The sequence below is a fragment of the Roseivivax sp. THAF30 genome, assembly GCF_009363575.1.
Lineage (GTDB): Bacteria > Pseudomonadota > Alphaproteobacteria > Rhodobacterales > Rhodobacteraceae > Roseivivax > Roseivivax halotolerans.
This window is the reverse complement of record NZ_CP045389.1, coordinates 629,188-651,982: the sequence shown is the minus strand read 5'-3', so window position 1 is coordinate 651,982 and position 22,795 is coordinate 629,188. Positions and strand designations below refer to the sequence as shown.

The window sequence follows — 22,795 nt, the reverse complement described above, 5'->3', positions numbered from 1 at the left end:
CCAAACTACCTCTTGCCCAAATTTAAAAGCGAGCGTCCGTCCCTAGATCAAGCTTCGCCAGCGACGGAATTCTGTGATCTGCGAAAATATTCCCGATTGTTTCAATCGACAAATTTTTCTTTTCTTTCGACTTCGCGTTTCGGTGGCAAATTACATGAATTTCGAACCGATGATTCTGGACTCAATTGGTATTCAGCCACTGATTCTCTCCTGCATTTTCGCGATCCTTCGATCTCGACCCTCATCAACCGCGCATAAAAAAATCGGCGCGCGGAAAGCGGCCGATTTGCGCACCAAGGCGCTCATCAAAAACATGTCGAGTTCTGAGAAGACTCAGGCCCCGTCCACATTGACCGCTAGTTTGCCAAGACGCCGGTTCGATCATCCGGTTCTTGGGATCTGCATTCCCTCTGCAAGATGCCCTGAGGCTCAAGCACTGGGGTCCGCCCGGTATGTGTAAACGATGACCTTTAAGGTGATCCGGTCTCTTTGCCGGGCCCGAGGGGATCGCTCCCCGTGTCAAAGCAACAGCTAGTAACTGCTTGATCGGGAGTCAAATAATTTTTCGCAAATTCTAATTGGGAATTCGAGCAAGAACTCTTCGTGACTTAATGGCCACAACCTAGACGGATACTATTTCCATTCGAACGAGATGCGCTCGCACCTGACGTAGATGTCCGTAGTTCTTCCTATGCTGGCGGTAAACGTTGCCCGAACCATAACCCTGGTTAAGTTCTGCAGAACGGTGCGGTGGTAGCTTGGTATGGCGCCAATGGCACAACCTTTCAGGCCGGTGCAAAGCCTCGAACTGCATCAGGCCTGGCGATACCTTCAACCACCTGATCGCAACTTCCGATTAGTTAGTGCTAAATGCGTTGCGAAGACGGACAGAAAGACAGCGCTTTCTGGATGTCATTAAGTGCTTGTCCCAAAGCTTGCCGTCCTGATCCGCAAGAGCCTTTGCGTCACACTCAACCTTCTATAGAGGGACAAAAAGGCTCACAACGCGGACTTTTCAGTCATTTGGCGAACAACCGATGCAGCTGCGGCATGACGGTTGCGTTGCTCGCAGCCGCAGCAAGCGGGGCTTTGCGCAACAGCGAACATCACCTTAGCGGTCGTCCAAGACCGCACTAGGCCCAAAAGCCGAATCCCACCATTCGCTGTGCCTCGCGGCAGCGGCGCCGATGTCAGACTTTCCGAGCTTTCGATGTAACTGCGCGATGTGGAAAATACGCAGCGCCCTATCGTCAATCCTTTTGCCCTCAGGCAGCCTCGTAGCTTGCGAAGATCTCCGTGCTGCCGTCTTTCCGGATCAAGAAGACCTCATAGGCTTCCCGCTCATTCTCCGGCCCCATGCCTGGTGAGCCGTAGGGCATGCCGGGCACAGCGAGACCGACGGCATCGGTGCGCTCGGAGAGGAGCCGTCGAATGTCGGCCGTCGGCACATGTCCTTCGATCATGTAGCCCTCAACCTCACCGGTGTGGCAGGAGGTCATGTTCTGGGGTATGCCGTTCTCGAGCTTGTGCCGGATTAGGAGGGTGCCGAAGCTGCGCTCCGTGGTGACGGCAAAGCCGTCCTCCTTCAGAATTTCGATCCAGGCGGTGCAGCATCCGCAATTGGGGTCCTTCAAAACGTGGATCGCGGGAGAGCTTCGGGACAGACCGGCGGTCGGTGCCGTCGCGGCAAAGCTTGCGGCGGAGGCCATCATGGCGCGGCGGGTGAGGGTCATCTGGATTCCTTTCAGGTCGTTGCGGCTGCTTGATCGGGGCGTGTCTCAGCAGTCAGACTGACGTGCCCCGCAGGTTCAGTTGTGCCGGTGGGCCGGAAGAACAGCAGCCGGAGCGCGTTCATCGTGACAAGCACGGTGGCGCCGGTATCGGCGAGGATCGCGATCCAGAGGCCGGTGATGCCGAGCACGGTGGTCACCAGGAAGACCGCCTTGAGTCCAAGCGCAATCGCGATGTTCTGGCGGATGTTCGACATGGTGGCCCGGGCGAGGCGGACCTTGCCTACAACATCGGTTACGCGGTTCCGAAGGATCGCCGCGTCGGCCGTCTCGAGCGCGACATCGGTGCCCGAGCCCATGGCCACGCCGACATGCGCGGCGGCGAGCGCGGGCGCGTCATTGATGCCGTCGCCGATCATCATCACATGTGCGTCCGCGCTTAGATCACGGATCGCCGTAATCTTGTCCTCCGGCATGAGTTCCGACCGATACTCGATCCCGAGTCCTTCGGCGATGGCCTGGGCCGTGCGCGCATTGTCCCCCGTCAGCATGATCGAGGAGATGCCGAGCCTGCGCAGCTGCGCGACGGCATCCGCCGCATCGGCGCGCGGCTCGTCCCTGAGCGCGATGAGACCCACCGGCGCGTCATCGCGCAGGACGATCACCACCGTCTTGCCCTCGGCTTCCAGCGTCGCCACGCGGGTCCGCAGGTCGTCCGTGAGTGCGCCGCGCTCGTTTGCCAGCCGTGGCGAGCCCACGCTAACGCTCACGCCGTCGATGGACGCTTCCGCCCCCTTGCCGGGAAGCGCGCGGCCGCCGGTCGCCGCCGCCGCATCGACGCCCCGCTTCTTGGCCTCGGCGCAGATCGCCTGTCCAAGCGGGTGGCTCGCGCCGCTCTCGACCCCGGCGGCAAGCGCCATGAGGTCCTCCTCGCTCCCGCTCAGCACCGAGACGTCCGTCACGCGGGGCCTGCCATGCGTGAGCGTCCCGGTCTTGTCGAAGGCGACATATGTGGTGCGGGCCGCCGCCTCGATCACAGCGCCGCCCTTCATCAGCAGGCCGTTCCGCGCCCCGGTCGACAGAGCCGAGGTGATCGAGGCCGGCACCGAAATGACCAGAGCGCAGGGGCACCCGATCAGCAACAGCGCCAGCGCCCGGTAGAACCACTCGCCCCATGCGAGGCCGAAGGCCAGCGGCGGGAAGACGGCGACAAGGACAGCGGCCGCGACCACCGCGGGCATGTAGACCCGGCTGAACCTGTCGATGAAGCGTTCGGTCGGTGCGCGGGCGCTCTCGGCTTCCTCAACCAGCCGGACGATGCGGGCGATGGTGTTGTCCTCGGCCGACCTCAATACCCGCACGCGCAGGAGCGCCGCGGCGTTGATCGAGCCGGCGAAGACCTCGGCACCCGGCTCCTTGAGGCTTGGGACGCTCTCGCCGGTCACCGGACTCTCGTCGACGCCCGAGGTGCCCTCGATCACCTCGCCGTCGCAGGGCACGCGGTCACCGGGGCGAACCTGCACGATCTGGCCGACCTGGAGCTTCTCGGCCGAGACCTCACGCGTCTTGCCGCCCACTTCGAGCCGCGCGGTCTTCGGCACAAGCTTCGAGAGCGCCCGGATACTGTCGCGCGCCTTACCCGCAGAGACCCCTTCCAGGAGTTCCCCCACGGAGAAGAGGAAAACGACCAGCGCTGCCTCTTCCGGCTCACCGATTACCAGCGCACCGCCAGCGGCGATGGTCATCAGCATCTCGATGGTGAAAGGCATTTGAGCCCGGGCCATGGCGAAAGCGCGTTGCGCGACGGGGACGATTCCGACGAGCGTCGCCAGGACGAACGCCCAATGGGCGACCTCTGCCGGAAGGACGAGGCGGGACGCCCAGGCCGCCGCGAGCAATGCGCCCGTGCCGATCACTAATCGCCCCTTGGACGATGTCATCCACGATCTCGGCGCCGCTTCGGCCGGCTCGTCGTTTTCTTCCGGAGCGCTGTCGGTCTCCGAGCCCTCCGTAGCACCCGGAAACGCTCCGTCCGGCAGGACGAAGCCTCCCTTGGGCTTCTCCGGCCGAGCTCCCTTGGGCGCGATCCCGAAGCCGACGCCCCGCACGGCCTTCTCGATGTGCTCGGGCGGTGTCTGTGTCTCATCGAGCGTCAATCGCAACCGCTCGGCCATCAGGGCGACATCGACACCTTCAACGCCAGGCAGGCGCTCAACCGCGCCGCGCACCTTGGCAGCGCATGACCCGCAATCCATGCCCGTCACGCGCCACTCGCGTTGTTGTGCGCTGGTGTTTGCCATGAAGGCCCTCCGCCGTGATTCTTCGACCGAACCTTGATATACGATCTACAGCAACTGTAGGTTCAAGCCTCGGCTGGAGATTTCCCTCAACCTGTGCCGTGGTGAGGAGCCACGCGTTTCCAGCACCACAGGGCAGTAGGAGGAAATCCATGTTTTCGATCGGCACTCTCGCCAAGCGCACCGGCACAAAGGTGCAGACCATCCGGTACTACGAACAGATCGGTCTGATGCCCGAGCCCGGCCGGACGGATGGTGGCCAGAGACGCTATGGGGATGTCGAGCTTGATCGTCTTTCGTTCATCCGTCACTCCCGACAGCTTGGCTTCTCGCTTGGCGCGATCCGCGAACTTCTGGATCTCTCGGACAGCCCTGAACGATCGTGCGCGCAGGTCGATGCAGTCGCCCAGAAACAGCTGCGCGAGGTCGAGGCGCGTATCGCGCGTCTCGAGGCGCTCAGGGTCGAACTTCGGCGGATGATTAGCGAGTGCAACGCCGACCGCGTGGCCGACTGCCACATACTCGAGGTCTTGCGCGATCACGAAGAATGCCTCTCTCATCACCAGCAGCCTGCCCCCTGATGCCGACGATAGTCGTATACCCGCTCGCTGCGCTTGCCGAGATTGCCGGCTGCTTTGCCATCTGGGCGTGGTGGCGCGGTACCTCGTTCCTTTTGCTGCTCCCAAGGATGGCGAGCCTCGTCCTGTTCGGTTGGCTTCTCGCCCAGGTTGACGTCGGTTTCGCCGGGCGGGCCTACGCTGCTAACGGGGGCGTCTACATCGCCGCTTCGCTCCTCTGGATGTGGAGTGTAGAGGGGCAGCGGCCGGACCTTTGGGATTTTGCCGGTACAGGTCTGTGCCTCGCCGGAGCCGGCATGATCCTGGCCGCGCCACGCGCTGGGTGACAGAAGGCTCTGATACTCCTAACGGGTGCTACATGGAAAAACAGTTGCAAGGTCGGTTCCCTCAGAGATATCTTCTTTAATCGCATATACGCGAAGGGTCGAAATCCGCCCCGACTAACGGGACGCCGCGATCGACCCGAAGCCGCCGTTCACCGACCATCTCCGCGCTGCGAAGTGGCTTTTCGATTGCTGCCACTCATGCGATACGCGGCAAATTCGGCCCGCTCGGCAGCTTTGCGGACAATCAGCGCAACATCTAGCCGGGTTTTTGCGGCCTTGTCGCGTTTCAGGCAATCGTCGATCTAGCGCTGGAGTATAAGAACAGTTCGAAGGGAAGGAAGGAGATCTTTCGCGGACGGAGGCTCGGCAGGTCTTCGGGTATGGGCGTATTCTCGGGACAGTGCATTTAGGTCTTCGGACGGGGTCATTGGGATCAAGCCGCTTCGTGCGTCGGTCACCGAAACATCAGATCGAAGCCTCGCTCCTGCAGGCCGTCTTTCGCGTCGCCACCACACAGCAGTTCAAGAGCGACCCGGAACGAAGGAGCCGAGGGATTGTCTCCGGCGAGGTCTTCTGCGCACCAGGCGGCGATCCCTGCCGTCGCCTCGTAGACGTCGGAGTGCGATAGCAGAACCTCGGACTGCCGGCCTTGTCCGGCTGCAACCGCTGAAATCCCAAGGCCGTAGGGTGGCGGATTCGCGAAGCGCATCGTTGCTTTTAGCGCTGCAAGACTGACCTCCCGCGGAAACATCCGCCCCAGAACCCGGCGCATCGACACAACCAAGTCTGCGGGGCCGTTCAGACCTCCGTGCCAAAGGGCGAGCCGGCGAAGTCCGTGACGACGGCGAAGCACATCGAGTTCAGGCAGATACACGGGCATCGCGAGCGATGCTCCGAGTCCGCCGGGCCAAGCTCGACGACGAACCTCGAAGAGACCGGCGCGCCGCCAGCCATCTGCATAGACCCAGGCCGCGTCGGTCGCGCTGTCGAGGATATCCGCGAGACCGGCTCGGCCGACCTCCGGAGCTCGGTACCGGGCCGAGATCTCGACGCCCTCGGCGGCGCCGTGGGTCTCGGCAGCGAGATGTCCGACAAGACCTGGCAGACCCGGGTCCGCTCCGGCATCGACGATCACCTTCGCCCCGGCCTGTTCGAGCTTTGGACGCGCGGCCTGCAAGCCCGCAATTGCGTCAGGGTCGTGGCTGACCAGAACCATTCGGCCACCCACGCGCGAGAGCGCCTCGCACATGGTCCGGGCTGCAACACTGTCGAGGGGCGCCGCATGGATCACGACGTCGTGGCTGGAGAGCAAAGAGCCAAGAGCGTCGCCGTCATCGGCGCCTGCGCGTTCCGACACGAGCCGGCCGGTGCGGTCTCGCCCGGCGAGATCCTTCGCGGCCTTGCCGGCCTTTTCGGAACTGCGCCCGGCGATCGTGACCCTGTCCGCCCCGCAATCGAGCAGCGGCGCCGCGACGGCGCGCCCCAACTGGCCATAGCCCCCGATGATGGCGAAAGAGAGCCCGTCAGCCATCGCGAGCGCCCTCCAGCTGTCGTTCAAAATACTCGAGCTCAACACGCGTGTGGCGCTCGGCGTCGGTCTCCATGTCGAGCAACGCGACGGATACCCAGCTCAGCAAGCGGCCGTAGAACGTGTCGGGAAAGTTTCCCCAGACAAGATGCGATACGCGGAAACCGTCTCCTTCGCGGCTTTCCTCGATCCGGAAGATCCCACCTTCCTCGACGGTCGCGACTGGCAGGCCCCAGAGCGTGTAGTCGGTCTCGGCGCGCCAGCCGAAGCGCGCTTGCGGATAGACGTCGAACAACTCCGCCTCAAGCACACCGCGGAGCCCGCCGACATACTCCTCCTGGCGGAACCGGAGACCGTCGCGCAGGGGCGCCTTTGGATCGCTCAGCACGGTGGTCCCACGGTGCGCCGGGTTCGAGTCCTCGAACGCCCCCTCGAAATCGGAGGCGACCCGCCAAATCTCCGCACGCGGCGCATCGATCATGCTCGATGCACTCACGTCCACCGTCTGCGGCACGAGTGTACCGATTGCGACGACGAACATGACAACGGCCGCCAGAGTCGACCCCGCTAAGACAAGCGGTCGTCTCATCCTGTTTCCTCCTTCCGCGCCGAACTGCCATGACCATAGAGAGCGGCGTTCATGTGCGCGTGATCTTCGTGTTCGAATTCGAGGCTGGAATGGGAAATGCCGAACCGATCCTTCAGGCACGCCTTGAGCTCAGCCTTTATGCCTTCGATCCGCGTCCAGCCTTCGTTCGTGAGAACGACATGGCAGTCGAGCGCCGCCTCGTGTTCCTGCATCTGCCAGAGATGGACGTGATGGACGTCTGCGACGCCGTCGATCCCGCGCATCGCATTGATGACAGCACCGCAATCCAGATCGGGAGGGCTTCCCAGCATCAGCGTTCGGATCGGGCCGCCTATCTCGGTAATGGCTAGATATAGAATGTAGAGAGCGATCCCGATCGTGATCGCCGGGTCCACCCAACGCATGTCGTAGAGGATGATGAGCGATCCGCCGACGATCACAGCGACCGACGCGAGCGCATCGGAGAGGTTGTGCAGGAACAAGGCGCGAATGTTCACGCTGCCCTTTTGCATGGAATAGGTCAGCAGCGCGGTAAGGGTGTCCACGACCAGTGCGACACCACCCAGGATCACGACCGTCCAGCCTTGAATCTGTGGTGGGTCGATCATCCGCATGCCGCCCTCGTAGATCAGGTAGAAACCTATCAGGATAAGCGTGGTGTAGTTGATCAGCGCGGCGACGATCTCGATCCGGCCGTAGCCAAAGGTCATGCGATCATCCGCCGGTCGCCGCGCGATTTTGCGCGCGGCGAAGGCGATCACAAGCGACGCCATGTCCGAGAAATTGTGTAGCGCGTCAGCGATCAGCGCCAAGCTGCCCGAAAGGATCCCGCCGACGATCTGCGCGACGGTCAGAAGGCCGTTGGCCCAGATCGCGACAGACACGCGGCGATCGCCGGATTTTGGGTCGATATGAGCATGGCTATGATCGTGCGGCACGGAAAGCTCCTCGAATCGGTCGAGGAGCAATTTAGTTGCTATAGTGGCTGTAGCTTCAATGCCTTTAACTACTTTCGACCGAGACCTTAGGCCTTCGGCTATCCGATGCTGCCAAGGACCGGGAAGGTTTCGAGCAACCAAAAGGCCAGACGGTTGATCTGACCGGTCATCACTCCGATCCCCATCAGCACCATCAGCCCGCCCGCGCTGCGATAGAGCCACCGGCCTGTCGCGCCGATCCGTTTGAGTTTGCCCGCGATTTCATTGGTAAAGAGCGCGATCAGCAGGAACGGCACGCCCAGACCCACGGAATAGATGGCTAGAAGCGCCACGCCATCCGCGTCCGATGTCGCGCTCACCGCGAGGATCGAGCCGAGCACCGGCCCGATGCAGGGCGTCCAACCAAAGGCAAAGGCGAGGCCCAGAAGATACGCCCCCACCGCGTTGCCGCCTTTAGTTGCGACATCGGGCCTTGTGTCGCGCATCATCGCGGGGACCCGGATCGCCCCCATCATCACCAGCCCGAAAAGTACGATTAGAGCGCCCCCCGCAAGACCCAGTTCGTATTTCCAGCGCAGCAGCATTCCGCCCAAAAGGCTTGCCCCGGCCCCGAGCGCCACGAAGACCGTGGAGAACCCGAGCACGAACCAGAGGCTCAGGATCACACTGCGCACCCGGTCGCCGATGGCTGTCGCCGTTCCCGATGCCGGAGCAGGTTGCCCCGCGATATAGGATATATATCCTGGAGCCAGTGGCAGAACGCAGGGTGACAGAAACGAGACCGTCCCGCCCAAAAAGGCTGCGATGACTCCCACACCGGAGATTTCGAACATTCAGTTACCGCCTTTCCTGCACCTCAGTCGAACGGGCTTTGAAGGGCTACGACGGGTTTAGCTTCAGGAGAAGCTCCTAGACCTGGCGCGCCGCCGCCAGGATGATCGCTGCCCCGACAAGGCAGATTGCGGTGCCGATCACATCCCACCTGTCTGGCCGCTGTCCCTCGATCAGCCACATCCAGAGAACCGAAGCCGCGGTATAGACGCCCCCGTAGGCCGCAAAAGCGCGCCCCGCCGCGGTGGCCTCGACTTGGGCGAGTAACCACCCGAAGAGCGCAAGCGCAATAAGACCCGGGGCCAACCAGAGCGGCGAGGTCCCGAGGCGCCACCATGCCCAGATGGCGAAGCAACCGGCGATCTTGGCCAATGCGGCCAGAGGATAGACGATCGCCGCGCCCATACCTCACGCCCCGATCTCGTCATGGTCGGTAAGGCATGCGGAGTGGTCGCGCAGAACCTCTAGCACGCGGCAATCGGCTGTCCGCGCGCCGCTGCATTCATGCACCATCCGATTCAGTTCCGTGCGCAGCGCCTCGAGCCGAGCGATCCGCCGCTCCACCTGCGTCAATTGCCGTCGCGCAATCGCATCGGCCTCATGGCAAGGCCGGTTGGGATGGTCACCGAGGTCCAGCAGTTCCCGAATTGCATCCAGAGAAAAGCCAAGCTGGCGCGAATGGCGGATGAAGGACAGCCTGTCGAGCTCAGCATCGCCATAGCGGCGCTGCCCGCCTGCGGTCCGACCGGGCTCGGGCATAAGTTCGATCTGCTCGTAATAGCGGATGGTCTGCACCTTGGTGCCAGTCTTCTCAGCCAAGTTGCCGATTGTAAGCATATATGTCTCCAACAAATGTGTAGTCTTAGTAGATTTGATTGGCCGCTTTGACAACGAGGACATGGCTTTCACATGTATGTGATAAAGCGCGGTAACCGCGGCGAAAGTAGTTGAACCTCCAGTGGCTAGAGCATGTATCCGCGCCATTATGAAAGACGGCAAACAGGCGGTTTATGTGACGCTGACACACCTTCGAAAAGTGCTTTGGGCGTCGGTGGTCATTGCTGCCCTGGTATTGGTCTGGCTTCTTCTCTGGGCGGATTATCGTGCCGATCGTGCGCGCACCGAGACGGAACCTGCTTTCCGAGCGGATTTCGAGCTGACCGACCACAGGGGGATGGTCCGCACCCAGGAGGATTTTGCGGGCGAGTGGATGCTGATCTTCTTCGGTTTCGCCAATTGCCCGGATATCTGCCCGACCACCCTATCCGAGGTTGCCGCGGTCATGGACGGTCTGGGGGAGAACGCGGAGCAGGTTCAGCCGCTCTTCATCTCGATCGACCCCGAGCGCGATGCGCCGGAGAACCTTGCCGACTATGTGCCGGTTTTTAATGCTGGCATTCTCGGCCTGACCGGAACGTCCGACCAGATCGAACGAGCGGCCGAGAACTTCCCCATCTTCTACGAGAAAATCGAGGAGGCCTCCGCGCCGGGCGGTTACACGATGAGCCACACATCACACCTGTTTCTGTTCGGCCCAGATGCGGGCCTCGTCACGACCTGGAGCTATGGGACGCCAGCCGAGGAGATCCTCGCCGATCTGCGGAAACGGATCACCAGATGAAACCGAGAGCTTCCGCCGATACAGCACTCACCGCTGCATGGATCGTGGCGCTGGCTGCATCGCTCGCCGTCCTGTTCATCGGCGAGGTGCTGGGTCAGATGCCGTGCCTTCTGTGTTGGTACCAGCGCGCGTTCATGTTCCCGCTGGCCGTCGTTCTGGGTCTCGGGCTGTGGTGGCAGGACCGCCGCGTCGGGCGTTACGGCGTGGCTCTCGGCCTTGGCGGAGCAGCGATCGCGCTCTGGCACTCGGGTCTCTACGTCGGTCTCGTTCCCGAACCGATCCAGCCCTGCACAGCGATCGGTCCTTCGTGTACCGACGTCAACCAGTTGGTTCTCGGCATCCCGATCCCGTTTCTGTCGCTCATCGCCTTCGTGCTGGTCGTCGGGCTGTCGACGCTTTCCTTGAAGGAATCACATTCATGAACCGAAAAACACTCGTCCTGTCAGTCCTGGTGCTTGCCCTCGCCGGCTTCGCGCTCGCTGCCTGGTTCGCCACTCGTCCCGCGCCAGTCGCGCAGACCGCGTCGGTTCCGGCGGAACAGGCGGAGGCCCTATTGCGCCCCTATTCGCCGATCCTGGGACCGGAACAGGCGCCGGTCACCATCGTCGAGTTCTTCGATCCGGCCTGCGAGGCCTGCCGTGCCTTCTATCCCGTGGTGAAGGACATCATGGCTGAGCATGGCGATGCCGTCCGTCTCGCGATCCGCTACACCCCGTTCCACGGGGAAGCCTCCGAAGAGGCCATTCGCGTCCTGGAAGCCGCCCGGATGCAGGATGTCTATGAGCCCGTTTTGGAGGCCATCCTGCGCGAGCAACCCCGCTGGGCGTCGCATGGCGCGCCGGAACCGGGGCTGATCCTCGAGGTCGCCGCCACGGCGGGTCTAGATGCTGAAGCCGCAGAGACGCAGATGATGGCTCCTGACGTCATCGGCATACTCAACCAGGACCGAGCAGACGTCGAGACCGTCGGCGTGAGCGGGACGCCAACCTTCTTCGTCAACGGCAAGCCGCTTGATCCATTCGGAGAGGCGCAACTCCGGGCGCTGGTCGCGTCGGAAGTCGCGGCCGCCGGAAGCTGATCCGACGGGCGCGCAATCGAGAATCGAGAAGGAGCTGCAATGAAATACACCATCCACGCCGCGTGCTCAGTCCTGATGCTGCCGTTCATGCTTGCGACGTCGGCAATGGCCGGCTCCGCCGATGTCGTCGTCGAGAACGCCTGGGCGCGGGCCTCGATCGGCACCTCCCGCCCCGGCGCAGCTTATATGGAAGTCCACAATGCGGGTGACGAGCCGGTCACGTTGACCGGGCTCCGGACAGACCTCGCCATGCTGCCCGAAGTTCACCGGACCGCGACGGACGAGCAGGGTGTGAGCTCGATGTCTCCGGCGGGCCAGATTGTCATTGCACCTGGCGAGACCGTCGCGTTCGAGCCCGGCGGCCTGCATGCCATGCTGATGCAGCTTCAGCGCCCGATGGAAGAGGGCGAGACCTTTCCGTTGACGCTGACATTCTCCGATGGCGGAGAGACGATGGTCGAGGTGCCGATCCTCGGGATCGCAGCGCGCGGGCCGGAGGATTGATGCAGAGCAGATCAGTTCTCGGCTACGGTGCCGCGGCGCTCGGTGTGCTCGGGCTCGCTCTATTCGTCGGCTGGTGGCAGGTCGACGGCCCCGGAGCGCCTGTACCGGACGACGGACGGCCGTTGCCGCTCACCGCGATGGAGTTCGACCTCACCGATCACGAAGGACGTCCGGTTGGACCGGATACGCTGGTCGGGTCGCCCTCAATGGTCTTCTTCGGCTTTACTTACTGTCCGGATGTGTGCCCGACGACGCTTGCAGACATTTCCGGTTGGCTGGACGCCTTGGGAAGGGATGCTGAACAACTGAACGTTGTCTTCATCACCGTCGATCCGGAGCGGGACAATGTCGATGCGATGGCGGAGTACGTCGGCTATTTCCACCCGGCGATCCGTGGCTGGACCGGTCCGGAGGAGCAGATTGCTCTGGCGGTCGAGGGTTTCCGCGCGACCTACGAAAAGGTCCCGACTGACAGCGGCGACTACACCATGAACCACACGGCGAGCGTCTTCCTGTTCGACGCCCAGGGGCGCTTCGTGACCACTATCGACTACCACGAACCGAGAGAATTCGCGGTGCCAAAGATTCGCCGCGCAATGAACGAAAAAGACGCAGAAGGGGCAACATGAAGTTGAGATATTGGACGATCGGATCGGTGATGGCGGGCGGCGTTTCGGTAACGGTAATTGCTTTGTCCAATGTGGCCGCGAACGAGCCGTTACCATCGGGTTTGACCGAGGTTAGCCGCTGGCGCCCCGAGCCCTTAACATCGCCTGTGGAGGCGAACCTGGTGGCACCCCTCGCTGTGTCCACGGTTTCAGTTTCGCCGAACAGAGCTGCAGCTCCGGCTCTCCCGACCGCACCGACTGCGAATGCTTCCTTGCCTATGATCAAGCCGCCCCTCCTAGTATGGTCTCGCGAAATCGCCTCTGGGGATACGCTCGACGGTCTACTCGCCGAAGCCGGCCTCACCGGGCCGGATCGCGCGGAGACGTCGCTGGCGATCTCCGCAGAATACGATCTGCGTCGCCTGCGTCCTGGCCACGTTCTGACAGTCGAGATGTCTGACGATGGCAGTCCACGCCGCGTGGCGCTCGATGTGGACGACGGCGTGCGGGTCGAAGCGACGTTCGGCGATACGCTCTCGACCCGCGTCGTGTCCCCCGAGCCCGAGATCGTGGTGTTGGCCGGAACCACCAGGATAGAGAATTCGATCTTCGCCGCGCTAGAAGACTCCGGGATACCGCCGCGTTTCGCGGTAGATCTGGCGCAGATGTTGGGGGGTACGGTGGATTTCCGCCGTGACCTCGGCGGGGGCGAGACCCTTCGCCTTCTATGGCACGAGGCGCGTGTCGAGGGCGATACCATAGGACAACCCAAGATCGCCTTCGCTTCGCTCGATCTGGGGGACGCACTCTACGAGGTTGTCTGGCCCGAGGACGGCACGGGTCGCGCCACGATGTACCTAAACGGCGAAATGGTTCGCGTCTTCGCTGAGCCAGTTCAGGGGGCTCGGCTTAGCTCCGTCTTTGGGCGGCGAAAGCACCCCATCTACGGCAATGTGCGCATGCATACCGGCGTCGATTTCGCGGCACCGCGCGGAACGTCGGTGCGCGCGACCGCGCCGGGGCGCATTGCCTTCATCGGACGTCGGGGCGGCTACGGGCGCGTTGTCGAAATCGCTCACGGCACGGAGACCATGACCCGCTATGCACATCTGAGCGCTGTGCCCGATGGCCTCGCAGAAGGTCAGCGCGTCACGGCCGGCGACACTATCGGACGGGTGGGGGCGACCGGAACGGCGACGGGGCCGAATTTGCATTACGAGGTGCGCGTGGACGGCCGTCCGACCGATCCACTTTCTGACGAGCGGCTGTCGGAAGCGTTCGAGGGCGAAGCTCAGGGCAACGCAGGCCTGGACCGGCTGGCTGAAGCGCGTGCGCGCTTAGAGGACGCGCTCGCCAGCGATCTTGCATCCAACACCACCGAAAGGCTCTGACCGATGGGAAAGCTGCTCACCGCGGTGACGACCGCCAGCGCCCTTCTTCCCGCCGCGAAGACTCTGGCGGAAGCGACTTCGTTTGACGTGCGCAAGACCAACGGCTGCGGCTACTGCCTCGCATGGATGGAGCATCTGGAAGAGAACGGCTTCGCGCCGGCCGGGCAGGACATGTTCGATGACGCGCTCGTCGACGGCTGCGTGATCGAGGGACATGTGCCTGCCAGCTACACCCGCCGCCTTCTGGAAGAACGTCTCGGAGCCGTCGGCGTGGCCGTGCCGGAGATGCCGCTCGGGTCCCCTGACATGGATTTCGGCGGGCGCCGAGGGGCCTACGACGTCTTACTCATCCGAGAGGACGGCTCGACCGAAGTCTTCGCAAACTACAATGGAAATGGATAAATGCTGCAAACGCGCACCACTGGAAAAGCAACACTTCTATTTGCGGGTCTGCTTGCGCTCGGCGCCTGCACCCCTCCCGTGAACGAGACTGCGGAAGCGGAGCCCGGGATCACGGAGGAGGTGATGGCGCAACTGAGCGTCATGGCCGCTCCCTACCAGAATGTTCAGACGGTAATTCAGCGGCCGGACGGCTGTTATTGGTATCGCCATGTCGGCCCGGTCGAAACGACCATGCTGCCGCTTCGCACGGTCGACGGGCGTCGCATCTGCGCCCAGCGTGTGGCGCAGGCGGCAGGCTGACGCAATGTATTCGATCATGCCGCGAGCCTTGTTGCCAACTGCCTATGGGTGTTCCGGGGCCCAACTGGCACAGGGATGCGTGGCGGGCAGAGGCCGCCTCGCGCATCCAATGGCCAAGAAACGTGCCCCGGTTAGGTGCGCTAAACGATCAGCTATGCGCCGTCATAGGACCGTCGTTTTCGGCAGGATAGAGAACGGCGGTCACACCGGTTTCGACCTGCTCGTAGAGGTCGTTGATATGGGGCATGACCATGCGCACACATCCGGAACTCGCGCGCGAGCCGATAGAGCGTGGGTTGGGTGTGCCGTGGATCCGAAGATAGGTGTCGCGATCACCGATATAAAGATAGAGAGCCCGCGAACCGAGCGCATTTTTCGGACCGGGCTCCATACCGTCCTCGTATTGCGCATAAGCTTCCGGCTCCCGGCGGATCATGTTTTGCGTCGGCTTCCAGTGCGGCCATCTCACCTTTCGGCGGATCGTGTAGGTGCCTGGCTCGTAGAGCCCGCCCTCACCGATGGCAACTCCGTATCGCATCGCCGTGCCACCCGGCTCGATATGGTAAAGATAACGTGCGGTGGCATCGACGTGGATGTCGCCGGGCACGAGATCAGGCCGCGCCTCGACTCGCTGCGGCAGCAGTCGCGGGTGAAGGCCCCACGGGTTCGTAGTGGCCGGGTCGTAGTTAGCCGGCGTCACTTCCGCGTCCCAGGCGGCCTTCTGTGCCTCCGTCGGCCAATTGCTTGCAAGAAGGGGACCGGCGATCGGTGCAGAGAACATAGCGGTGGTCGTGGTGATGAAATGGCGTCGTGTGAGCATTGCTATAGGTCACTCCCGGAAGGCATTGATTATCCCGAGCTTCCTGGGAAGCTCGGGATAAAAATAGTCAAGACACCATCGAATGTCTTGCTCGGTCACATGGGTGTGACATCGCAAAAGGTCAGAGTCGAACATTGCTTCGCGAGCTGGTCCTTCGTGCAGGGACTCCGGTGCCGCGGGAAGCGCGCCTCGCCACCTCTTACGATTTCAGTGTTTTTTCAGGAGCGCCCATGACCGAATTGTCTCCGATAGCGTTCGGCTTCCTTGGCAGTCTCGCCGCCGGTCTGATGACTGCGGTCGGGGCGGTTCCGGTGCTCTTTGGCCGGGTTCCGTCGCCTGCCATGCGGGACATGGCGCTTGGCTTCGCGGCCGGCGTAATGCTGGCGGCGTCGTTCTTCTCGCTGATCATTCCTGCGCTGGATGCCGCCGAACCAATGTTCGAGAGTGGCGCCATGCCGGCGCTGATCGTCTGCATCTCGATCCTGCTCGGCATGGGGGTGGTCGCACTGATGAACGAGCGCCTGCCTCACGAACATTTCAAGACCGGGCGCGAGGGGCCGGAGGCCGCGTCGCTCCGGCGCGTCTGGCTCTTCATCATCGCGATCACGATCCACAATTTCCCTGAAGGCCTTGCCGTCGGCGTGGGTTTCGGTGCGGATGGGCTTTCCGGCGGCCTGCCGCTCGCTATCGGTATCGGGCTGCAGAATGCACCCGAGGGGCTGGCAGTTGCAGTGTCGCTCTTAGGCGAGGGTTATCCGAAGTTCCGTGCATGGGGCATTGCTGCCCTGACTGGTCTCGTCGAGCCGATCGGCGGGCTTCTCGGCGCCGGGATCACCACGTTGTCACAACCGCTCCTGCCTTGGGGTCTCGCCTTCGCCGCAGGCGCGATGCTCTACGTCATCAGCCACGAGATCATTCCCGAAACGCATCGCAGCGGGCATCAGAACCGTGCGACGCTTGGCTTGGCCGTTGGTCTGGTCCTAATGCTGTTCCTCGACGTCTGGCTGGGATGAGAGCAATGAAGCGTCCCACCTATGCCTCAACTCTTGCAGGCTGCATCGCTGTTGCGGCATTCGTAACCGATCAAGCGACGAAGGCGCTAGCCAGCGCCAATGCCGAAGCCCTTGCCGGCGGTCTCGGCGTCTTCCCCGGCTTCAACCTCGTCCTTCATCGCAACTCAGGTGTGAGCTTCGGGATGCTCAGCGACGTGTCCCCCTTCATACTGGTGTCGCTCGCCTTGCTCATCGCCGCGTGGCTTGTGGTGCTCGCAATCCGGACTGAACGGTCAAGTGATGCCGTGGGATACGGACTCATCCTCGGCGGCGCGCTTGGCAACATTGCGGATAGGGTGCGGTTCGGTGGCGTGACAGACTTTCTCGACTTCTACATCGGAGAGACGCACTGGCCTGCCTTCAACCTCGCCGATACTGCGATCTTATGCGGCGTGGTGGTGCTTCTGTTCTTGCCCCGTCGCCATGTCCGGCGGAAGAACGCAGCCCCTTGATCGGACATCTCATGCGGGTTGGTTCAAAACACATCATCCTTAACGCGGTTCTGTCACATGGCGTCGGGGCTTTCATGGCGGGTGCTGCAGCGGTTTTGACGCTGCCTCCCTTTTCGATCCTCGCACTCGTTCCCGCCGCCTACGGCGCATTGTTTTTGCTAGTGCGGGACCGCAATCCTTTAGTAGCCGGCGCACTGGGATGGCTTTTCGGCCTCGGCTATTTCGGCTTCGGGCTGTCGTGGATCGCCGAAAGCTTCCAGATAGACGCCGAGCGTTTCGGCGCGCTCGCGATCCCAGCCGTTGCAGGGCTCAGTGGGCTCCTTTCACTTTTTCCGGCGCTAGCTATGACCCTCTTCGTGCTCCTTCGTCGACGTTGGCTTGTTGGCGGTGTGACCGCGGCGTGCCTGTTTGCGGCGTGCTGGGCTGGCGCGGAATGGCTACGCGGTCACGTATTGACGGGCTTTCCGTGGAACCTGACCGCATATGCGATGGTGGATTTCGGTGCGCTCCGCCAACCCGCAGCGTGGCTTGGCAGCTATGGTCTGAGCTTCCTCGTTATTCTCGCCAGCGTGCTTCCGGCACAGGCGGTCCTCATGAGAGGCGCACCCCGCTGTCTGGCGCTCCTGTTCTTCGCGCTCTTCGTCGGCGGCTTTTGGGTCTCAGGTCAGGCGCGCATTTCTCGGCCAATGCCGGAATCCAACGGCATCTCGCTGCGGATCGTGCAGGGCAACGTACCGCAAAGAGCCAAGTGGGCGCCGGGGAGTGCCCCTGCCACGCTTTCGCGATACCTCCGGCTTTCCACGCAAGGCGACCCGGCCGACGTCCTGCTATGGCCGGAGACAGCCTATCCGGGTTTTCTGGACGAGAACGAGGATGCGAAACACCGCATAGCAGAAGCTCTTCGAGGCCGAAGGGTTCTGCTCACCGGCGCCCCTGACCGGACCGCACGGGAAGCGGTGCCGCGCTACTTCAACACGATCCAGGCATACGACGGGTCTGGCACAATTCTCACAGGCTACGCCAAGCATCACCTCGTGCCCTTTGGCGAATATGTTCCTTTCGCGGACTGGTTGCCGATAGACCGCCTGACGGCGGGGCTTGGTGACTTCACGCCCGGACCCGGACCGAGAACACTCGCGGTATCGGGTTTGCCGGTCCTGGCTGCTGCGATCTGCTACGAAATCATTTTTCCCGGCCATGTCGTCGATGATGAGTTCCGGCCGGAGTGGATCTTCAACGCCACCAACGATGCCTGGTTCGGGACGTCCATCGGCCCCGAGCAGCACCTTGCGTCGGCTCGAATGCGCGCTGTCGAGGAAGGGCTGCCGGTGATCCGCGCGGCGAATACAGGCATCTCGGCGGTGATCGACGCGAACGGGACCATCATCCGGGAGCTCGGGCTGGAAAAGACCGGGATCATCGATGCCAGCTTGCCTGCGGCTTTGCCTGCCACGCTCTACGCCCGCGCGGGTGACTGGGTGCTTCCGCCTCTCGGCATCGCCGTGTGGTTGCTTTCGCTCGGACTGGATCGGGTCACGTCACGACGAAACGATTCTCGCCGTATCTTCTCAAGGAGGCCATTGATAATGATCGCAGATTCCGTCGATGCTGCTGGATTGGAGCTTCCACAAAGAACCCAAAAACTACGCTCTCTACGAAGCGTAATAAACAGCCGCTTTCTTTCATCGCGTCCAGCTCGGGGTGTCGGCCACCTACGGTAGATTTATCAACCCGTTATCAAAAATTCAAATTGGTCAATGCTGATGCTCTGCCCCCTGAGAACTGGACCGCTTGAAGCTGGAGTTTTCGGCTAATCTTTCCTGGCTGGGAGAGGAGCGGAAACGCATGAAGACATCGAAATTCATAGAAGCGCAGAAGGCGTTCAACCTGAAGCAGGGCGAGCAAGGCACGCCGAACACGGAGATCGGTCGCAAAGCGGGCATTGGCCAGGCGACTTACTTCAATTGGAAGAAGAAATACGGCGGTCTGCTGCCCGACGAGATGCGTCGGCTGTCCTACTCATCCGTCCAATCGATCCTAAAGAACGGGATCAATCGCAAACCATCGCCAAAAATGCTGACGAAAACCCCAAAACCTGATACCCGAAATCCACTGCCTCGCGGCATCGCGTCACTGGTGGCCGAATACATCGGACCTGGTGGCCGGCCGGATGCGTCGGAATGCGCAGGTGTCGCCTCCTTATCCTCATACACCTCAAGCAAAGCAGTGCGGCAACGTGATCCGAGCCGATATGTGCTCGCGCCTCCTGGCGCTCGAGTCTGCCAGATTTGGCAGTTAATCCCGTTAATCCGCCACCTGTGGCAGATAAAGGCTGTCGCACCTTGAATTCAGTCTATTTTTATCTTGCGCCCTCGGGCAGGCAGTCCGGTCCCCTAGACATCTATCCATCGCTCTTCTCGAAGCGGACTCTTAGCTTTGCTCCGCAAGCCTCCGCATAGCTCTTCAGAGCAGCAAGGCTCGGGAGCTCTCCCGCTGGAGCTTCGATCGCCGAAACCTCGTCCACGCTCAGGCCACCAGCCTTAGCGACTTGTTCCACCGTCAAATGGCGAAGCTTGCGCGCTCGCCTCGCTTCCAATGCTATTCCCCGCTTATCTTCATTCAGGAGCAGCTGTTCTTCTACGTCTGGGCGCGTTTGCCTCAGGCGATCTTCGATGACGCCCATCGTGACCTCCTCCGATTTCATCGTGACGGCCTGGCGATGGTATCCAATCGACGGCGCGTTGTCAGGCTTCCTGATCATGTGCAGTTCTCATCGGCTGATTGAAGAATGGCGCGCACAACGGAAGCGCCCTGCAAGTCATCGTGCTAAACGCTTTGCGAGTCCAGAAACGCTTCTCCCCGAGCCGCGCCGGATTCGTTTTCCGCGACAGGGTCTATCCGATCCGTCATTCAGAACAGCAGCGACTGCGTCTAGACCACCGGTGACCTGCCACGGGATTTTTCCTCCACCGTCGATTAGAGTCCGGCCCAACCTGAGGACGGACAATGAAGCGAACGAGATTCACGGACGAGCAGATCATCGGGATACTGGCCGAGCACGCGGCAGGCGCGAAGTGCGCGGACCTGTGCCGCAAGCACGGGATGTCCGAAGGCACCTTCTACAACTGGAAGGCCAAGTTCGGTGGCATGACGGTGTCGGAGGCCAAGCGGCTGAAGGCGCTCGAGGACGAGAACGCCAAGCTCAAGAAGCTTCTGGCCGAGCAGATGCTGGATCTGGCGGCGATGAAGGAGTTGGTTTCAAAAAAGTGGTGACGCCTGCCGTGAAGCGCGAGGCGGTCGCGCATCTGAGGTCCATGCTCGGGCTTTCGGAACGGCGGGCGTGCCGGATTGCTGGTGCGGATCGCAAGATGGTCCGCTACGAGGCGCGGCGTGATCCGGATACGGAGCTGCGCGGCCGCCTTCGCGAGCTGGCCAACGAGCGTCGGCGGTTTGGCTATCGGCGGCTGTTCGTGCTCCTGCGCCGCGACGGTGAGCGGTCGGGGATCAACCGGATCTATCGGCTCTACCGCGAGGAAGGGCTAACGGTGCGCAAGCGAAAGGCCCGGCGCAAGGCGGTCGGAACACGGGCCCCGATCCTGGTGGCGGCACAGGCCAATGCACGCTGGTCACTGGATTTCGTCCACGACCAGTTCGCCAACGGCCAGCGTTTCCGGGTGCTGAACGTCGTCGATGACGTCACACGGGAATGCCTCGCTGCAATCCCGGACACATCGATCTCGGGGCGCCGTGTCGCGCGTGAACTGACGGCCCTGATCGAGCGCCGCGGAAAGCCCGGCATGATTGTCAGCGACAACGGAACCGAACTGACCAGTAACGCCATACTTCGCTGGTGCTCCAAGCACCGGATCGAGTGGCATTACATCGCGCCGGGCAAGCCGATGCAAAACGGCTTTGTGGAGAGCTTCAATGGACGCATGCGCGACGAGTTGGTCAACGAGACAATGTTCCGGAACCACTCCCACGCGCGTGTCGTGATCACGGCTTGGGCGACTGACTACAACACCGAGCGCCCGCATTCCGCCTTGGATTACCAAACCCCGGCCGACTACGCGCGGACCCTGACCACCGCAATCGCCCGCCCCGCTGCGCGAGATGAAAGCTCCGCGCGTCGGGCGATTGCTCAACCTGCGCCTATCGGCGTAAACACAAACCGGGCTCCGGTCGCGGCTGGATGAAAGTTCAGTGGCAGGTCACCTTTCCCTGGTGAATTTTCATCCCAGGTCGGGGCGCGCGAAGGACTCGCAAGCCCTACCGACCGCCAGTTACTCTCCACCCGTCCTGCACCGCGAGGTGGGTTCTTTCAGCTACGAGAGATCATCGAGGCCTGAAAGCGCGCGCCTTAGAAAAGGTCGCGGCTTTCAGGGGAGAGCCCACCTCTTGAGGAAACTCAAGACACCCGCGCCTTCCGTTCCTCTCAGAGCTGCAGACCATGGAAACCATCAATGGATTGTCGGCATGAATGCGATCGTTTCCGCTCGATCGATCATGCGAATGACGGTTCGAAGGCTTGGAACGCGTGCTTTCGAGGTCGCCGCCGCCAAGCTCTCTTCGATTGCGCCGATCACAGCCTCAGGTAGTTGTCGTCTCTCCGCTTGCCGACGTGCGAATTTCAGAATGTCTTCACGTGAAAGGTTCGAAAGCGTTAGCGGAGGACATCTGCTGAGAAGTGGCTCGGGAAGGCTATCTGAACTGTTGGCGGTCAGCACCCACCCGACCCACGACATGTCAAACTGGATCCTGTAGTAGGGGCATTGCCAAGTCGCAGCGGTCGATACCTCCAACAGTGGCAGCAAACCGTCAGTGATGCTGAACCGAACGCCTTTGTTCGAAGTGACATCACCCGCCTTTTCGACCTCGTCGACAATCACCAAAGGGCTTGCAGTTTTCTCACGTAAAATAGTCGTCAATACCTTGCCGGGTTCCCCGCTCGACCAGCCGCGCTGGGACCCGACAATTGAAAAGCTTGCGGGTTCGGACGTCGCCTCGATTTTTGTTGTCGGACGCTCGAGGAGCTCACCAAACCGCCGCGCCCAGAACGACTTTCCGATGCCGGGAGGGCCGACCAAAAGGAGCGCGGGAAAGCGAAAGCCAGGTTCGCCTTGCCGGACCGAACGTCGCATCGCGTGCCAAACGTGTTCGGTGGCCGGAGCCATCCAAGGCATCTCTTCATGAAGCCGAGCTGCAATGGTGTCGGCTTCATGCTCATCGGAAATTCCGGTTATCGTCAGGCCGTGCCTGAGCGGCTCCAGTCGAGCGCGATCCCTCTCGCTCAGATGATCCATGCCCGTAGAAGAATGCACACGCTCAACGTAGGCTATGGCGCGGTTCGCAATGCGGATTTTGTCACGTCGCTCGACGATCGCATGATGCGCGAGCTTGTCATCCTCGGAAAGGCGACCAGCCGAAATCTCAGCGTCCTGACGGGCAATACGAAGATCCTTCAGAAAGCGTTGCAGCCTGTGTTCCACAACCTCGAGCTTTGGAATGTCTTCGTAGAAGCGGACCTTGGCAAACGGGATCTTCGAGCAGTTCGGCATTGGAATGTCCTTTCAACATGCTGCGCCGCGCGGCTCTCGACCGCGGGCTGGCCCCGCCCTGCCTCGCAAGGTGGGCGGAATGGATGTGAAAGGTTCCGGAACCTTGGAACTTTAAGAGAACATTGGAGGGCGTCAGTCAACGCCACGGGTGGTTCGCCAGCCGAATGGAGGCGCCAACAGTCTCCTCAGCGC

The 22,795-nt window shown here is 61.9% G+C and carries 25 protein-coding genes and 1 pseudogene; 15 read left to right on the top strand and 11 right to left on the bottom strand.

Going from position 1 to position 22,795, the window contains the following annotated elements; genetic code table 11:
• Window positions 1-1,265 precede the first annotated feature (1,265 nt).
• Together FIU91_RS03080 and FIU91_RS03075 are read right to left on the bottom strand one after the other, a co-directional pair.
• On the bottom strand, window positions 1,266-1,733 hold the full coding sequence (locus tag FIU91_RS03080; protein ID WP_152461380.1) for a DUF411 domain-containing protein: 468 nt from the start codon (window positions 1,731-1,733) through the stop codon (window positions 1,266-1,268).
• 11 nt (window positions 1,734-1,744) lie between these two features.
• Window positions 1,745-4,030: a heavy metal translocating P-type ATPase gene (locus tag FIU91_RS03075; RefSeq protein ID WP_152461379.1), complete on the bottom strand. Its 2,286-nt coding sequence runs from the start codon at window positions 4,028-4,030 to the stop codon at window positions 1,745-1,747.
• Window positions 4,031-4,179: 149 nt separating this feature from the next.
• Here FIU91_RS03075 and FIU91_RS03070 point away from each other — a divergent pair, with 149 nt between their 5' ends.
• Both FIU91_RS03070 and FIU91_RS03065 read left to right on the top strand, forming a co-directional pair.
• Complete coding sequence (locus FIU91_RS03070; protein ID WP_152461378.1) at window positions 4,180-4,608, top strand: helix-turn-helix domain-containing protein; 429 nt, start codon at window positions 4,180-4,182, stop codon at window positions 4,606-4,608.
• A complete protein-coding gene (locus FIU91_RS03065; RefSeq protein WP_152461377.1) occupies window positions 4,608-4,931 on the top strand; it encodes a YnfA family protein in 324 nt (107 codons plus the stop codon). Before FIU91_RS03070 ends, FIU91_RS03065 begins: the two co-directional genes overlap by 1 nt.
• A 454-nt stretch (window positions 4,932-5,385) precedes the next feature.
• Here FIU91_RS03065 and FIU91_RS03060 read toward each other — a convergent pair whose 3' ends face one another.
• The 6 genes from FIU91_RS03060 to FIU91_RS03035 form a co-directional block, all read right to left on the bottom strand.
• On the bottom strand, window positions 5,386-6,462 hold the full coding sequence (locus tag FIU91_RS03060; RefSeq protein WP_152461376.1) for a saccharopine dehydrogenase NADP-binding domain-containing protein: 1,077 nt from the start codon (window positions 6,460-6,462) through the stop codon (window positions 5,386-5,388).
• Window positions 6,455-7,048: a hypothetical protein gene (locus FIU91_RS03055; RefSeq protein ID WP_152461375.1), complete on the bottom strand. Its 594-nt coding sequence runs from the start codon at window positions 7,046-7,048 to the stop codon at window positions 6,455-6,457. The genes FIU91_RS03060 and FIU91_RS03055 overlap by 8 nt, the downstream gene beginning before the upstream one ends.
• Window positions 7,045-7,986: a cation diffusion facilitator family transporter gene (locus tag FIU91_RS03050; RefSeq protein ID WP_152461374.1), complete on the bottom strand. Its 942-nt coding sequence runs from the start codon at window positions 7,984-7,986 to the stop codon at window positions 7,045-7,047. Before FIU91_RS03050 ends, FIU91_RS03055 begins: the two co-directional genes overlap by 4 nt.
• Before the next feature lie 98 nt (window positions 7,987-8,084).
• Window positions 8,085-8,819 (bottom strand): cytochrome c biogenesis CcdA family protein, encoded by a 735-nt coding sequence (locus FIU91_RS03045; protein ID WP_043843745.1) that lies wholly within the window; start codon window positions 8,817-8,819, stop codon window positions 8,085-8,087.
• 76 nt (window positions 8,820-8,895) lie between these two features.
• Entirely contained in the window at window positions 8,896-9,222 is a 327-nt protein-coding gene (locus tag FIU91_RS03040; RefSeq protein WP_152461373.1) for a YnfA family protein, read from the bottom strand.
• Between the two features lie 3 nt (window positions 9,223-9,225).
• Complete coding sequence (locus FIU91_RS03035) at window positions 9,226-9,654, bottom strand: helix-turn-helix domain-containing protein (protein ID WP_152461372.1); 429 nt, start codon at window positions 9,652-9,654, stop codon at window positions 9,226-9,228.
• A 148-nt stretch (window positions 9,655-9,802) separates the two neighbouring features.
• On the opposite strand from FIU91_RS03035, the gene FIU91_RS03030 reads away from it, so the two are divergent.
• From FIU91_RS03030 to FIU91_RS19780, 8 genes are all read left to right on the top strand, one after another.
• Window positions 9,803-10,438 (top strand): SCO family protein, encoded by a 636-nt coding sequence (locus tag FIU91_RS03030; protein WP_152461371.1) that lies wholly within the window; start codon window positions 9,803-9,805, stop codon window positions 10,436-10,438.
• Complete coding sequence (locus FIU91_RS03025) at window positions 10,435-10,860, top strand: disulfide bond formation protein B (protein ID WP_152461370.1); 426 nt, start codon at window positions 10,435-10,437, stop codon at window positions 10,858-10,860. Before FIU91_RS03030 ends, FIU91_RS03025 begins: the two co-directional genes overlap by 4 nt.
• Window positions 10,857-11,516 carry a thioredoxin domain-containing protein gene (locus tag FIU91_RS03020; protein WP_043843752.1) on the top strand — a complete coding sequence of 220 codons (660 nt, stop codon included), beginning with the start codon at window positions 10,857-10,859 and terminating at the stop codon, window positions 11,514-11,516. The genes FIU91_RS03025 and FIU91_RS03020 overlap by 4 nt, the downstream gene beginning before the upstream one ends.
• 75 nt (window positions 11,517-11,591) lie before the next feature.
• A complete protein-coding gene (locus tag FIU91_RS03015; RefSeq protein WP_254702092.1) occupies window positions 11,592-12,020 on the top strand; it encodes a copper chaperone PCu(A)C in 429 nt (142 codons plus the stop codon).
• On the top strand, window positions 12,020-12,649 hold the full coding sequence (locus FIU91_RS03010; RefSeq protein ID WP_152461368.1) for an SCO family protein: 630 nt from the start codon (window positions 12,020-12,022) through the stop codon (window positions 12,647-12,649). The genes FIU91_RS03015 and FIU91_RS03010 overlap by 1 nt, the downstream gene beginning before the upstream one ends.
• Window positions 12,646-14,019, top strand: a complete 1,374-nt coding sequence (locus FIU91_RS03005; protein WP_152461367.1) for a M23 family metallopeptidase — start codon at window positions 12,646-12,648, stop codon at window positions 14,017-14,019. Before FIU91_RS03010 ends, FIU91_RS03005 begins: the two co-directional genes overlap by 4 nt.
• Before the next feature lie 3 nt (window positions 14,020-14,022).
• Entirely contained in the window at window positions 14,023-14,421 is a 399-nt protein-coding gene (locus FIU91_RS03000; protein ID WP_152461366.1) for a DUF411 domain-containing protein, read from the top strand.
• A gap of 123 nt (window positions 14,422-14,544) precedes the next feature.
• Window positions 14,545-14,721 carry a hypothetical protein gene (locus tag FIU91_RS19780; RefSeq protein WP_371418239.1) on the top strand — a complete coding sequence of 59 codons (177 nt, stop codon included), beginning with the start codon at window positions 14,545-14,547 and terminating at the stop codon, window positions 14,719-14,721.
• Window positions 14,722-14,869: 148 nt separating this feature from the next.
• Here FIU91_RS19780 and FIU91_RS02990 read toward each other — a convergent pair whose 3' ends face one another.
• On the bottom strand, window positions 14,870-15,541 hold the full coding sequence (locus tag FIU91_RS02990; protein ID WP_152461364.1) for a L,D-transpeptidase: 672 nt from the start codon (window positions 15,539-15,541) through the stop codon (window positions 14,870-14,872).
• Window positions 15,542-15,771: 230 nt separating this feature from the next.
• Between FIU91_RS02990 and FIU91_RS02985 the strand changes: the two genes are divergently transcribed.
• The 4 genes and pseudogenes from FIU91_RS02985 to FIU91_RS19620 form a co-directional block, all read left to right on the top strand.
• Window positions 15,772-16,554 (top strand): ZIP family metal transporter, encoded by a 783-nt coding sequence (locus FIU91_RS02985; protein ID WP_152461363.1) that lies wholly within the window; start codon window positions 15,772-15,774, stop codon window positions 16,552-16,554.
• A 5-nt stretch (window positions 16,555-16,559) separates the two neighbouring features.
• A complete protein-coding gene (lspA, locus tag FIU91_RS02980) occupies window positions 16,560-17,045 on the top strand; it encodes a signal peptidase II (protein ID WP_152461362.1) in 486 nt (161 codons plus the stop codon).
• 11 nt (window positions 17,046-17,056) lie between these two features.
• Window positions 17,057-18,766, top strand: a complete 1,710-nt coding sequence (gene lnt / locus FIU91_RS02975) for an apolipoprotein N-acyltransferase (RefSeq protein WP_152463622.1) — start codon at window positions 17,057-17,059, stop codon at window positions 18,764-18,766.
• A gap of 124 nt (window positions 18,767-18,890) precedes the next feature.
• A pseudogene (locus FIU91_RS19620) lies at window positions 18,891-19,058 on the top strand (transposase); the annotation flags it as partial.
• 388 nt (window positions 19,059-19,446) lie between these two features.
• Here the strand turns inward: FIU91_RS19620 and FIU91_RS02965 are convergent.
• Complete coding sequence (locus FIU91_RS02965; protein WP_152461361.1) at window positions 19,447-19,806, bottom strand: helix-turn-helix transcriptional regulator; 360 nt, start codon at window positions 19,804-19,806, stop codon at window positions 19,447-19,449.
• Between the two features lie 245 nt (window positions 19,807-20,051).
• Between FIU91_RS02965 and FIU91_RS02960 the strand changes: the two genes are divergently transcribed.
• A protein-coding gene (locus tag FIU91_RS02960; RefSeq protein ID WP_152461360.1) for an IS3 family transposase occupies window positions 20,052-21,241 on the top strand; the annotation gives its coding sequence in 2 pieces (ribosomal slippage) (window positions 20,052-20,304 and window positions 20,304-21,241; 1,191 coding nt in all).
• 264 nt (window positions 21,242-21,505) lie between these two features.
• Here FIU91_RS02960 and FIU91_RS02955 read toward each other — a convergent pair.
• Entirely contained in the window at window positions 21,506-22,603 is a 1,098-nt protein-coding gene (locus FIU91_RS02955; RefSeq protein WP_152461359.1) for an AAA family ATPase, read from the bottom strand.
• Window positions 22,604-22,795 lie beyond the last annotated feature (192 nt).